Raw genomic sequence first — 13,651 nt, 5'->3', positions numbered from 1 at the left:
CTAATTCAACATATCAGACAGAAAGGCCAATGCCAGGCCTTGACCCCAGCCCTGAATCCAGTCCTTTGGAATATTGCGATACCCATCCCGATCTTTCATAACCGCTGTGCCGCCCGACACACCTAGTACCCGACCGTCCTCGCTAATATGGTTCAAGATGCCCTCCAATGCCTTTTGCACGTATTTGGTATGCAGCGGATTGCCGTTATTGATCATGGCCGCCGCGATACCGCAAGATGCCGACACTTCTTCATAGGACTCCTCGTCATCCAGTACCGTCCGCCACAAACCATTCTCCGTTTGAACACCCTTTAGTGCCGCCAGTTGATCCCGAAGCGAACACTCTACGTCCATGCATTGCGGATACAAGTACCAGTCTTTTAAATGAATTTTGACTTGCGACATGGTATATGCTCCCCAAGCATTCGCTCTCCCCCAGAAAAATCCGGACATGTGATCCTGCTTGACATTATTGTAGCCATGGTACCAGAGACCGCTACTAGGGTCTTGCAGGTATTTGATATGCCAGTAATATTGATTTAAGGCGTCCTGGATCATTGCCTCATCCTTTAATTTGGTTCCTACACGCAGCAGAAAAAATGCCGCCATAAACAATGTGTCCGCCCATGCCTGTTCTGGAAAATCATTAGCCACGGATACCGTATGCTGCAAAACATGGTCTCCGAACCGGAGAGCATTGTTTTGGATGTAATCCACCTTGCTCATCACAATATCCCAATATTTTGGGTCTCCTGTTTCTTCATACAACGTGATCAGCATATGGCCCATAGCACATGTGTTTACCGTCCAGTGCGGCAGACCCAGCTCGATATATTCATCCGCCCACTGCACAAGCATATTTAAATACTCTTTATTTCCTGTTTTCGTATAGGCTCTGGATACACCATAGTAAGCCACACCGCAGGGCCAATCCCACGTTAAATCCATCGTCATGGTTTTTCTGACGACTTTGTCGATAACTTTTAATATCTCTTCCTTGTCACAAACCAATTGAAGCATCTTTATTCCCCTCTCTTAGCGCCCACGCTCCCAAAAGCGCTTGAGAGCTGTTCGTCACTATTTTGAAAACGCTTTACTTATTCCATTGTACGCAGTAAAATAGTCTCCATCTAAGCATATTCGCAACAAAACTGCGCATTTCCAATCATTTATGTGAGGATTTTACAAAATCCTGATGTATATCTGCTGGTTAAAACCAAAGTCATGGGGGTATTGAATATGCCCAGAAAAAAGAAGCCCGTTATAGAATATCGACACTATAGCTTGCCCATAAATTTCCCTGTCTTGCTATTAAGCGGTGAACGTTGGAAGATTTCTGATATTAAAAGTGAGCATCTCCATTTCCATAACCATTTGGAGATTGGTATATGCTATTCAGATAGCGGCGTCATGGAGATCAAAGGAGAATCTGTACCCTTCAAAGCCGGCGATGTGACCTTCATCCCCAGGTATCTTCCTCATACCACGTATAGTTCGCCAAATACAGCCAGTCTGTGGTCTTATATCTTTTTTTCACCAGAGGATCTCTTTCAACATTCATTTAAAAGTGCTTACAGCAACTTCGAACCAAATTTGTGGGTGGTGAAGGGAAAAAACTGTATATTGAATAAGGAGCAGTATCCCAAGGTTTATACACTTGCAACTTCGATCGTAGAAGAATTAAAACAGCAGAATCCTTACTATCAGGAAAGTGCCTATGGCTTATTGCTATCCCTTTACATAGAACTCCTTAGAATTCATTCCAGGAATGAACTGTTGGCAGATCAAGAAACAGAGCATAGCCTGAAAAACGATTTTGTCATTTCTCCGGTTTTGGAATACATCACGAAAAACTATATGAACCCCATTACGATGGATTTTTTGGCCGACCTGTGCCATTTAAGTACAACTCATTTTCGAAGAAAATTCCATGAAATTATGGGGACGTCGCCTCTCGATTTCCTAAACAGCACCCGAATCGAAGAGGCTTGCAAGCAGTTAAAAAGCACGGAGGATTCTATTCTTTCGATCTCCGAACAAGTCGGTTTTCACTCCATTTCCAGCTTCAACCGTTGCTTCTCCAGGCTTATGGGAAAGCCGCCAAAAGAATGGCGTAAAGGGGCACAATCTGAAGCGCAATCTGCGAAAGCGTCTATACTGGAGTTTACGGGATGGGTTTAGCATAACAGCAGAAATAAACTTGATAAAACGAATTCAATATTCTGGATATCAAACTAGCCATTTTCTGCTTTATATGATTAATCACATTTTGCAATGTATCTAGAAAAGCATAAAATTCAAATCTTTTAATAACTCCATTCCAGCAAGCCCCGTTGTATAGCCATCTTTGACCTTGAAAATTAATTTATGTAATAGCCAAGTGCCTAAAAATAAACGTAATGATGAAATCGGTGAATCTCACAAAATGACAACAGATGTTATATTATACTTGATTGAAGTTAAGCAAAGGAGATGCTTATAATGAATCAAGAACCAAATCAGCAATTAGGTGAGATTATTGAACAGTTCGTACATTCATATATTGCAGAAAATAACAATATTCGATCCCGAAAAGTAATCAACACTGCAGATGGGGATACAATAGCTCATTTAAGGGGAATTGGTTTTCCGAAAAAAGGAAGACCGATACAAGAGGTCGTCGATGAAATGAGGAAAAACGTCTATCCTCACCAAACCTTCATGCAACACCCTCGCTTTTTCGCATTGGTTCCTGGTCCAATGTCTCTTTACTCGTGGTTAGGAGATATCATGACCAGCGCTTATAATACCCATGCCGGAAGCTGGATGCTGAGTTCAAGCGCAAGCCTTTTAGAGGGGGAAGTGATCCGGTGGATGTGTGACCAAGCAGGATATCCCAATACTGCTGGAGGCTTATTTCTGTCGGGCGGATCGCTGTCGAATTTGACCGCTTTAGCGGCTGCACGCAATGCAAGGTTATCCGAGCAGGAATATGCCATTGGTACTGCTTATGTTTCAGATCAAACTCATTCATCGGTCGCCAAAGGGTTACGCATCCTCGGATTCCGTGGTGATCAAATCAGAAAGATTCCAAGTGATAAAAATTTTCGTATGGATGTTTCAGCCTTAGAAAAAAAAGTAATGGATGATCAGGCGGCTGGCATGAAGCCTTTTGCGATCATTGCCACGGCAGGCACAACCAATACGGGAAGCATTGACCCGTTAAACGAAATTGCTGACCTATGTGAAAAACATAACATTTGGTTACACGTGGATGGAGCTTACGGTGCGTCGATTTTGGCTTCTTCGAAATATAAGCCCCTTTTGAGCGGGATATCGCGTTCAGATAGCATCACCTGGGATGCACATAAATGGTTAATGCAGACATACTCCTGTAGCGTAGTTTTAGCCAAAGAAAATCAACAGCTTAGAAACTGCTTCAGCACTCATCCAGAATATTTGAAAGATGCCGAGACTAATGAGGAACATATGAATTATTGGGATCTGGGCCCTGAATTAACGCGTCCTGCTCGAAGTTTGAAACTATGGGTGACACTACAAGCTTTAGGAACTAATGCTGTCGGTGAAGCCATAGAGCATGGAGTTCAACTCGCAGAATGGGCTGATGATGAAATCAAAAAACATCATCATTGGGAAATTGTATCCCCCGCACAGTTAGCGATTGTTAATTTTCGATATGCGCCAACTGGATTATCTGAGCAAGAATTAGATTCACTCAATAAAAGGATCTCACAAGAAATGATGACAAACGGATACGCCTCTGTGCTTACGACACAACTTAATGGAAAAACTGTTCTCCGAATCTGTGCAATTCACCCAGACACTACGGAACATGAGATAAGGAATACAATTCAGCTTTTATCGAATATAGCACGCTCATTGAATGAGAGAAAAGCCTTTTTACGATGAAAAATTATGAAAAGAATTGCTAAGATTTCTGTAAATAAGCGAAAACGATCAGCATCACACAAATAAGAGGGGCATGCCGCCCCTCTTAACTTTTTTCCTGTACATCTTCCAAACTATTTGCCATTGTGTAATACAGTAACAATGAACAGCACTCAATCCTAAAACGACGTGCCTCCATCAATGGAAGTTATTTATTTTCATAACGTACTACGCCGTAGTTCATAAAAATACTGCACACTGGGATGCTTTAACTTCATCTTCTCGGTCATGTTTAAAATTCGCTTTTTTCCTACTCGTCTGTCCACTAAAGCTAGAATATTCAATAAGATATCATTACTCTCTAAGCTGTCCTCTATAGAAGTAGTTAAAAACTTATTAGCTACAACATTAAAATTAGACTTGCTTAATGAGGCCTGTGCTGACAAAAGCTCCTTTGCATGTTCTGATATTTTTCTACCTCTTGCAATTACTTGTAGACGCTCCTCGGGAACGTTCCCATTAGTATCTTTTCTAACCGCTTCAATTTCTTCATTGCTGATAGGAACTTGGATATCTGGATCATTCTTGATTTCCAACTCCGTCTGATACCATTTGATTGGACTAGTGATATCATTCATATTGAGTATGTTCTTCTTATCTACAGTTATATAACAAATTCCAGACTTATCAGGCAAATAACGGTAACTGGTCGCTCGGTATTCGACCCTTCCGTCTAACGCAGGACAGCGGAAGCTCTCCAGTTGTTGCTTCAATTTACTCCAGGACATATACCCTCCTATGTTTTCAATGCCTACTAACAGCCCGTTCCCCAACTTGGCAATTTAATTTCCACGTTACTCTACCTCATCATGTTCCTTGCTTCCAAACTCATCAAGCAATGTACGCACTTCACTTGTTGATTTGGCGTTCATTAAGCTGTTTCTGAGTTCACTTGCCCCTCGGAATCCACGGACATATATTTTGAAGAAGCGGGCGAGAGGGCTGAACGAACGTGGCTCCTGCGCTGAATAATGATCATGGAGATCTAGATGAAGCCGCAGCAGTTCAAGCAATTCCTCACTGCTGTGTTCCTTCGGCTCCTTCTCAAACGCAAATGGATTCTGGAAAATACCACGCCCAATCATAATGCCATCCACACCATATTGCTCAGCGAGCTTCAAGCCGGTCTGACGGTCCGGAATATCTCCGTTAATGGTCAGCAGTGTATCTGGTGCCATCTCATCACGAAGTTTCTTAATCTCCGGAATCAGTTCCCAGTGAGCGTCTACTTTGCTCATTTCCTCTCTTGTCCGCAGATGAATGGACAAATTCACAATGTCTTGTTTCAAAATATGGGTCAACCAGTCGCGCCATTCATCTACGGCAGTGAAACCGAGCCTTGTTTTTACACTGACGGGCAGTCCCCCGGCTTTGGCGGCCTGAATGATATCCGCTGCGATTTCGGGACGGCAGATCAGGCCGCTTCCCTTCCCATTCTGAGCTACATTCGCTACGGGACAACCCATATTAATATCGATGCCTTTGAAGCCTTCTTTCGCCATACCAATGCTCATTTCACGAAAGTATTCTGGCTTATCTCCCCAGATATGGGCCACCATGGGCTGTTCATCCGCTGTAAAAGTCAAACGCCCGCGTACACTTTTGTTCCCCTCCGGGTGACAATAACTCTCTGTATTCGCAAACTCCGTAAAAAACACATCCGGTCTGGCTGCTTCACTTACGACATGGCGAAACACAACATCCGTCACATCTTCCATCGGTGCCAGTATAAAAAAAGGTCGTGGCAAATCACGCCAAAAATTATTCGTCATATCAAAAACTCCTCTATAAATACCAAGACAAATCTTTGGTCCCAAAATGGTAAAGCTAACCTGTTCATGTCCTTGCTTCTTCTTCACATAAAACATGTTTAAGCAACGTAGTTCAAACGGCAGTATATGTTAAGCATAGACATCTAAATGAGTATATCATACCCAATAGAGGAGCAGACTCCCCAAAAGACTCGCAAAAAAAGGAAGAGCGCCGCAGTTCATAGAAATACTGCACGGCATAACTTCCCCCAGCCTACGCCGTTCCCAAGCGAATGGCTTAAAAAAAGAGCCGAGGAATAATATCCTTGACCCTTTTCGTCAATTTCTACACATGAATACCCAAAATTTTCAGCTGTTCATTAATTTTGGCTTCAAGTTCAGCGATTTCTTGTTTATCTTGCTCTAAAAGCTTACTCACTTCGGCAAGGTCAATGACTTGCTCTTCTTTAGACGTATCCACGTAGCGAGGAATATTTAAGTTAAACTCGTTTTCTTTGATTTCTTCAAGTGATGCCACGTGAGCATATTTATCAACATCTACACGATTTCGGTACGTTTCAATAATCTTATTAATGTTTTTATCAGTAAGTTTGTTTTGATTTTTACCTTTTTCAAACTCATTGCTTGCATCAATAAACAAGATGTCTTTTATTTTGCGATTTTTCTTGAATACTAAAATCGTAGTTGGGATGGATACACCGTAAAACAAGTTAGCAGGTAAGCCTATAACTGTATCAAGGTAGTTTTTCTCAATGATCGTTTGGCGAATCGCACCTTCTGCTGCACCACGGAACAAGACACCATACTATTTTAGATTTATTAAATATTTCCACCTACTCCCTTAAATTTATCTACAAAGACAGAGATTTTCTGAAAAACGCTCTGCTTTTTTGTTAAATACTGAGGATTAAGAGGACTCATTTTAGGAAGAATTTCATTAAGCTCCGTTCCATTTTCACTAGCATATTCTTTTTTCAATGAATTGAAAATATATCTTTTTGCAGCCTCTTCATTAAGATTTTCAGTATTAATCAATTCTTCTGCTTCACGTTTTTGCTCCTTTTGAGCAAATGAGAAGAAAGCATCAATAATACTTGCTTTATCTTGAATATTGTCTAAATCTGTTTGATTGATAAAATCGACTACTAAACTTTCTTTCGCACGGTTCCCCACACTAGAACGAATTAAACGACGTACCTCTTCAACCAACGATTCTTTATCTTTTATTTTTTTGTTATTTTCAAAAATAAGTTCAAGAATATAATCTAAATTGATCTCTTGGGATTTTAGAAGATCCACTTCAAAGACAACATCATCCCAATCAATTGAGGAATTGTCTTTTTGTTTTCCGTTTTTCTCACGACGAAGCCAATCACGAATATCATTATAGGATGAACGATAATCTTGAATCGTTCTTTCTTCTGGTACATTAATTTCTTGCATGGCAGCTATATCTTCATCACCCATATAGTGAGTAGATTTAAAATTTTCCAAAGCCTCAGAGTCATTGAGATCTACTGTTTGTAAAGCTTTTAGACTTGAAAACTCATCATAATTCTGCAAAATATTTTCAACACGCAAATATTCACCAAAAAGCTTGGCAAACTCTTTCTTATCTTTTTCAGTAGAAATATCTTCAACATCAGGAAAACGTTCTTGCAGCTCTTTTACTACGTCTACATAACCACGCCGGGCTTCCCCCGTTGCGATATCAGTAAACCCTTCCATATACTCTTTGTAGCTTTTTTCCAGCACCACATTTTTAGTGTTTGTATCCCCGAAAAGAGTAATAGCATCTATAGTGGCTTGTTCTAAATCTCTAAACGTAATGATATTTCCAAAGGTTTTAGTTGCATCATAGATACGATTTGTTCTCGAAAAGGCTTGCATCAAACCATGATACCTGAGATTTTTATCAACAAATAAAGTATTTAATGTAGGAGCATCGAACCCGGTTAAAAACATGCCTACAACAATCAATAAATCGATCTCTTTGTCTTTTACTCGTTTAGCAAGGTCACGATAATAATTTTGAAATTCCTTACTTTCTACGCCGTAATTGGTTTTAAACATAGCATTATAGTCTTTAATCGCTGAACTTAAAAACTCTTTTGCACTGCTATCCATTGCTGAAGGTTCAAATGTTTCATCTACAATTTCACCTATAGCATTTTGCTCTTCATTAGCTGCAAAGGAGAAGATTGTCGCAATCTTAAGGGGTTTATTACTTCCTTTTTGTAAGTTATTTAATGATTCATAGTAGAGTTTGGCTGCGTCAACACTACTCACAGCAAACATGGCGTTAAATCCTTTTCCATTCGCGTTTAGACGATGGGTTTTTACTCTAAAATTATTAAGAATATATTGGGAAATCTCTTTGATTCGTTCAGGATGCAGTAAAGCTTCTTTATTTTCTGCTGCAGATAGCTTTTTCTCGTCCTTTTCTGTTTCAATCGTTTTGAACTTGGGACGTACATCGTTATAATCTACTTTGAACTTTAAAACTTTTTCATCTCTAATGGCATCCGTAATTACATAAGAGTGTAACTCTCGACCAAAGACAGAAGCAGTCGTTTCAGAACCTAACGCATTTTCTGGGAAAATAGGTGTACCTGTAAATCCAAATTGATAGAACTTCTTAAACTTTTTATTGATATTTTTTTGAGCTTCACCAAATTGTGAACGGTGGGCTTCATCAAAAATAAATACCACTTGCTTATTATATATAGGTAACTCTGTTTCGCTCTTAATCAGGTTATTCAGTTTTTGAATCGTTGTCACTATAATTTTATTATCATCTTTCTCAATGTTACGCTTTAATCCAGCGGTACTTTCTGAACCATTCACACTATCAGGAGAGAAACGTTGATACTCTTTCATCGTCTGAAAATCTAGGTCTTTCCTATCCACCACAAAAAATACTTTATCTATAAAATCCAGTTCAGTAGCCAAACGAGCTGCTTTAAAACTCGTAAGCGTTTTCCCAGAACCTGTTGTATGCCAAATATATCCGCCACTTTCAGTGTTTCTCCAATTTTTGGCCAGGTTTGAACTTTCTATTTTCCATAAAATCCTTTCTGTAGCAGCAATTTGATAAGGACGCATAATCAGCAGGTTATCGCTCGCATCAAAAACGGAATATTTCAGTAGTATATTCAGTAAAGTATTTTTTTGAAAAAATGTAGCTGTGAAATCTTTTAAATCTTTAATCAGGGTATTATCTGATCTAGCCCAATTCATAGTAAAATCAAAACTGTTTTTATCACGTTTAGTCGTATTAGCAAAATAACGGCTATCTGTCCCATTAGAAACCACGAAAATCTGTAAATATTTAAACAGAGAGTTTTCTGAATTAAAACTCTCTTTACTATATCGATGAACCTGATTAAAGGCTTCACGAATGGCAATCCCACGTTTTTTAAGCTCTACTTGTACTAAAGGTAAGCCATTGACTAAAAGGGTAACATCATATCTGTTGGCTTGCGTTCCTTTTTGTTCAAATTGGGAAATGACTTGCACTTTATTATTGGCAATATTCTTTTTGTCCACTAAGTAGATGTTTTGAATATGCCCATCATCAAAGACAAAGTCATAGATGTAATCATTATGAATTTTACGTGTTTTATCAATATGGTTATCACTGGGTTTATCTAAAAACTGTTCACAAAATCTAAACCATTCAGCTTCTGAAAATTGTACATTATTAAGGTTTTGCAGTTGCACTCGGACATTAGCAAGCATTTTTTCAGGAGTGGTTAAACTTGGTAGATGTTCATAACCTTGATTTACTAAATCTTGAATGAGTTCTCGTTCTAAATCAGCTTCTGTTTGATAGCCACCCCCTTGTTGATCTATCTTGGTATATTTATCCAAAACTATAAAGTTGTTTGATTCTGCGATGGGTTTAAAATCGCTCATTCATTTCCCCCCCTATATAAAATTTCTTTTCTTTCATCTTATTTAAATCGATACATTTCTTTAATGTTATTCATTAAATACTTTATTACACGTCTATCATCGTCTGTCAATTCAACCATCTCGTCTCCTGAATGCTTTGAATGACTTGATATATTAATAATTCTTGTCTCATAAGGATTAATATTCCCATTTGTGTCTTTAGGTAGAAGTTCTCCCCAGTTGTCATAACCTAAAAATGTTGATGTTTTCTCCAAAATATTTCTAAAGAAATTAAAATGATACTTCTTTAACTGACCTGTTTCAATCGCTTTTTCAATTTCGGTTTTTAAGAAAAGATGATAGGAAAAAGGAGAATCATTGCTTTGGGAAACCAAATCATATTCTCCATCTTCATTTTTTTTAAGAAAATATTTTTTAAATGTACCCTTTTTAAACTCATTATGCAGCACATTATAAAATAAAGGATTATGTGTGGTTATAATAAATTTAAGGTATGACTGACTTGACTTAATCAAGTGTGCCAAATTTACCGCTAATTCAATCAAGCGATTATCATCTAATGAACTTACAGGGTCATCTATGAATACATATTCCAGCTGATCAAACTGATTTGTTTCTCTCTCACTTGGTTCAGCTACATTTAATACATCAATAACTTGTTCAAGCAGAGAATAAAAAACACACCATACAAAGTTACTCTCTTCTCCTTTTGAAATTTTAATGTTATTGGAACGCTCATCATTACCACGCTCATATGAAAAGGTTATTTCTGAAAAGGCTCCTACGGTTACATTATTCCCATCCTTATCTTTAATAGAATATTCTTCATTAAAATGTGGCGTTAATTTTTCATCGGTATAATGTTGGAAATTAGAAATAATATTTCTATCTTGCCCCTGCTCTTCAAAGATCCATCTTGTAAAAGAATTAGGATGGATTTTAAGTTTTGGTTCAGCATCATTTTCTAAGTCATTATCCCAATAAAATAAATCTTCCGTAAAAGCATTATAATAAAGGTATTTTCTACCAACCACTTCCGATACTTCTAACTCCGTATCCCCATCTGATTTCGGTAGCACTAACGATTTGAATTCCCGTGAAAGCCTAGTTTTACCAGTTCCATTAAAAGCATAAATCAACTGAACTGTTACATCAGACTCTCTCGCATCTTTAGCTTTAGTTTTATGTTTGGCATCTTTCAACGTTTGTGCAATATCAGTTAATGAAACACCCATATTACGCCTCTACCTCCTCTTTTGGAAAGCTAAGAAGCATATTACGGTAATATTCGTATTGTTTTTGACGCAACTCTATTTCACGAGGTAAACCCTCGGTAATTGATGATGTCAATGCATCGAATCTATCGAGGATAGATACGATGCGGGCTTGTTCTTCAAGGGGTGGGATGGGGATTTTTGCTTTACTCAAACCGTTCGCATTAATCGCCGAGATTTTCCCCGAAGATATATATTTCTTAATTTGGTCATGAAAGTGCTTGGTGCGTAAAAAGTATGAAACATACTTGGGATTCAAAGAACTTCTATATGAAAAACAAGCATCATGAATAACAACTCCCGTATTGCCAAGCCAAGCAGTACCTTTCCCAATATCTTCAATTGTTTCTCCAGCAGCAACAATTACCACATCACCATGATCTGCAACTCTTAGCTTTGAAGCTAGATCATGACTAACAAACGATTTTGTCTTTTCTGCCCAGATATTATAATGCGTATACATTTCACCATAATGAATACATGGGAACCCCTCTGAAAGCATGTCGGTTTTTACAAATCTCTTGCCTCGAGTAAATTCACCCACATCCCCTAACGTCTTCCACTCAACTTCACCCTCTCCAAAAGTCAACAACTTATCACGATAATACTCATATTGCTTTTTACGAGCTGTAAGCTCTGCTGTTAGCTCTGCTGTAAGCTCTGAGAAGGCGTCCAAAATACGGACGATTTCGGTTTGGATTTGAAGGGATTTTGCTAGATTTTCTGGGCATGGAATTGGAAGTTCTATATCTTTTATCATAGGCTTTGTAAGTTGTGGTATGCCAGCTTCTGGGACTTTATAATCGTTCTCAATCATTTTCATAAAGTGATAGGCATACTTTAAATTTAATTCAATCTTTGGCGTTAACACCAGCAAACGAACTATTGGAAAAAACGGTTTTTCTCTAAAGCTCGTCCAGCCTATTGTGCCACGTGCAGATATAGTCAGGCTTGGGTTATCTATTTTTGCTTTATTAGTCCATCCATACAAAGCTTTATCATCTATACCATTAGATAAGATAGGGATGTTGAATTCTTTTGTTTTTATATCAGATAAAGCATCTTTCGGTACATCACCACCAGCCAAAATATCAAATACTCCCCCCAAAGGCTTCCATTCCACCTCACCCCCGTCAAGCAATTTCTCTATAAAGTTCGGCTTAATCATGATTCAATCCCCTCAATAATGTCATCAATTTCAGCACGAAGTTGGTCTATCTTTGCTACAGTCGTTTTTATTTTTGCATTCAGCTCATTTATATCAATGACTTCCCTTGTGTCTTTTGCTTCCACATAGGAACTCACAGATAGGTTGTAATTATTTTGAACGATTGCATCATAATCAACGGATTTTGCAACATGGTCAACATCTTCTTTGCTGTCAAACATTTTCATAATTTGCTCAATGTGTTCATCTGTAAGTATGTTATTATTCGTTTCTTTTTTATAGAAATCTACTCCACTTGCATCAATAAACTGAGTTTTATTATCGGTTTTATGCTTAGAAAGAACCAAGATATTAACCGCTATTGAAGTCCCATAAAAAAGGTTAGGTGCTAATGAAATAACCGTTTCAACAAAGTTATTATCAATCAGATACTTTCTAATTTTTTGCTCTGCACCACCACGGTAAAATATACCAGGGAAACAAACTATAGCAGCACGCCCTTTACTGGAAAGATAACTAAGAGCGTGAAGCACAAAAGCAAAATCGGCTTTAGATTTTGGGGCTAATACTCCTGCAGGGGCAAATCTTTCATCATTAATAAGAGTTGGGTCTTCGCTTCCAATCCATTTTACTGAATACGGTGGATTAGATACTATAGCATCAAAAGGTTTTTCATCACCAAAGTGAGGATTTAAAAGAGTATTCCCTAAAACAATATTAAACTTATCGTAGTTTATATTGTGTAAAAACATATTCATACGAGCAAGGTTATAAGTCGTATGGTTGATCTCCTGTCCATAAAAACCATCTTCAATAATATGAGCATCAAACTGTTTTTTTGCTTGTAATAAAAGTGAACCAGAACCAGCTGCAGGGTCATAAATTTTATTAATGGTTGTTTGGTTGTGTATTGCTAATTGAGCAATAAGCTTAGACACACATTGCGGTGTAAAGAATTCTCCTCCAGATTTTCCTGCATTGGCAGCATAATTAGAAATTAAAAACTCATAAGCATCACCAAAAAGATCAATATGATTATTTTCAAATTTTCCAAAATCAAGACCTTCAACACCTTTAATCACAGCTGCTAAACGATAATTTTTATCTTTTACAGTATTCCCCAATCTATTGCTTGTAGTATCAAAATCAGCAAATAACCCTTTAATATCCAATTCAGAAGGATAACCATTTGCTGAACTTTCAATAGCAGAGAATATAGTAGCTAAATCTGTATTCAAACTTTCATTTGTATTGGCGGTTTTTGCAATATTAGCAAACAGCTGACTAGGATTTATGAAATAACCTTTTGTCTTAATGGCATCCTCTTTGATTTCTTTCGTTATAATATCATCAGGAAGATCTGCATACTTAATGCTTTCGTCTCCTGCTTCAATATAGCTAGAAAAATTCTCGCTAATGAAACGATAAAATAGCGTTCCTAAAACATATTGCTTAAAATCCCATCCATCTACAGATCCACGAACATCATTGGCTATTTTCCAGATTTGAGATTGTAATCCTGCACGTTGTACTGCACTTGACATTTGTATACCTCCGATTTTTACAATGAG

The 13,651-nt window shown here is 38.0% G+C and carries 9 protein-coding genes and 1 pseudogene; 2 read left to right on the top strand and 8 right to left on the bottom strand.

The window, feature by feature from the left end; genetic code table 11:
* Positions 1-1,020, bottom strand: coding sequence for a glycoside hydrolase family 88 protein (locus MHI21_RS04600; protein ID WP_069012888.1), 1,020 nt, complete (start codon positions 1,018-1,020; stop codon positions 1-3).
* 204 nt (positions 1,021-1,224) lie between these two features.
* Here MHI21_RS04600 and MHI21_RS04595 point away from each other — a divergent pair, with 204 nt between their 5' ends.
* Positions 1,225-2,181 (top strand): AraC family transcriptional regulator, encoded by a 957-nt coding sequence (locus MHI21_RS04595; protein WP_342419529.1) that lies wholly within the window; start codon positions 1,225-1,227, stop codon positions 2,179-2,181.
* A gap of 300 nt (positions 2,182-2,481) precedes the next feature.
* Positions 2,482-3,909 carry an aminotransferase class I/II-fold pyridoxal phosphate-dependent enzyme gene (locus MHI21_RS04590; RefSeq protein ID WP_342419528.1) on the top strand — a complete coding sequence of 476 codons (1,428 nt, stop codon included), beginning with the start codon at positions 2,482-2,484 and terminating at the stop codon, positions 3,907-3,909.
* Positions 3,910-4,106: 197 nt separating this feature from the next.
* Here MHI21_RS04590 and MHI21_RS04585 read toward each other — a convergent pair whose 3' ends face one another.
* The 7 genes and pseudogenes from MHI21_RS04585 to MHI21_RS04555 form a co-directional block, all read right to left on the bottom strand.
* Positions 4,107-4,676 carry a hypothetical protein gene (locus MHI21_RS04585; RefSeq protein ID WP_342419527.1) on the bottom strand — a complete coding sequence of 190 codons (570 nt, stop codon included), beginning with the start codon at positions 4,674-4,676 and terminating at the stop codon, positions 4,107-4,109.
* Positions 4,677-4,742: 66 nt separating this feature from the next.
* Positions 4,743-5,720, bottom strand: a complete 978-nt coding sequence (locus MHI21_RS04580; protein ID WP_342419526.1) for a tRNA-dihydrouridine synthase — start codon at positions 5,718-5,720, stop codon at positions 4,743-4,745.
* A gap of 325 nt (positions 5,721-6,045) precedes the next feature.
* A pseudogene (locus MHI21_RS04575) lies at positions 6,046-6,525 on the bottom strand (N-6 DNA methylase); the annotation flags it as partial.
* A 14-nt stretch (positions 6,526-6,539) separates the two neighbouring features.
* Complete coding sequence (locus MHI21_RS04570; protein ID WP_342419525.1) at positions 6,540-9,638, bottom strand: type I restriction endonuclease subunit R; 3,099 nt, start codon at positions 9,636-9,638, stop codon at positions 6,540-6,542.
* Between the two features lie 38 nt (positions 9,639-9,676).
* Complete coding sequence (locus tag MHI21_RS04565; protein WP_342419524.1) at positions 9,677-10,873, bottom strand: AAA family ATPase; 1,197 nt, start codon at positions 10,871-10,873, stop codon at positions 9,677-9,679.
* A 1-nt stretch (position 10,874) separates the two neighbouring features.
* On the bottom strand, positions 10,875-12,080 hold the full coding sequence (locus tag MHI21_RS04560; RefSeq protein ID WP_342419523.1) for a restriction endonuclease subunit S: 1,206 nt from the start codon (positions 12,078-12,080) through the stop codon (positions 10,875-10,877).
* A complete protein-coding gene (locus tag MHI21_RS04555; RefSeq protein ID WP_342419522.1) occupies positions 12,077-13,624 on the bottom strand; it encodes a type I restriction-modification system subunit M in 1,548 nt (515 codons plus the stop codon). Before MHI21_RS04555 ends, MHI21_RS04560 begins: the two co-directional genes overlap by 4 nt.
* Between the last annotated feature and the right edge of the window lie 27 nt (positions 13,625-13,651).

This window comes from Paenibacillus sp. FSL H8-0168 (assembly GCF_038592955.1).
Lineage (GTDB): Bacteria > Bacillota > Bacilli > Paenibacillales > Paenibacillaceae > Paenibacillus > Paenibacillus polymyxa_B.
The sequence above is the reverse complement of the archived record's forward strand: the minus strand, read 5'-3'. Positions and strand labels throughout refer to the sequence as shown.

Coding starts and splice junctions, on each gene's coding strand:
- MHI21_RS04600 (WP_069012888.1), bottom strand. CDS start 1,020: ATGCTTCAATTGGTTTGTGACAAGGAAGAGATATTAAAAGTTATCGAC.
- MHI21_RS04595 (WP_342419529.1), top strand. CDS start 1,225: ATGGGGGTATTGAATATGCCCAGAAAAAAGAAGCCCGTTATAGAATAT.
- MHI21_RS04590 (WP_342419528.1), top strand. CDS start 2,482: ATGAATCAAGAACCAAATCAGCAATTAGGTGAGATTATTGAACAGTTC.
- MHI21_RS04585 (WP_342419527.1), bottom strand. CDS start 4,676: ATGTCCTGGAGTAAATTGAAGCAACAACTGGAGAGCTTCCGCTGTCCT.
- MHI21_RS04580 (WP_342419526.1), bottom strand. CDS start 5,720: ATGACGAATAATTTTTGGCGTGATTTGCCACGACCTTTTTTTATACTG.
- MHI21_RS04570 (WP_342419525.1), bottom strand. CDS start 9,638: ATGAGCGATTTTAAACCCATCGCAGAATCAAACAACTTTATAGTTTTG.
- MHI21_RS04565 (WP_342419524.1), bottom strand. CDS start 10,873: ATGGGTGTTTCATTAACTGATATTGCACAAACGTTGAAAGATGCCAAA.
- MHI21_RS04560 (WP_342419523.1), bottom strand. CDS start 12,080: ATGATTAAGCCGAACTTTATAGAGAAATTGCTTGACGGGGGTGAGGTG.
- MHI21_RS04555 (WP_342419522.1), bottom strand. CDS start 13,624: ATGTCAAGTGCAGTACAACGTGCAGGATTACAATCTCAAATCTGGAAA.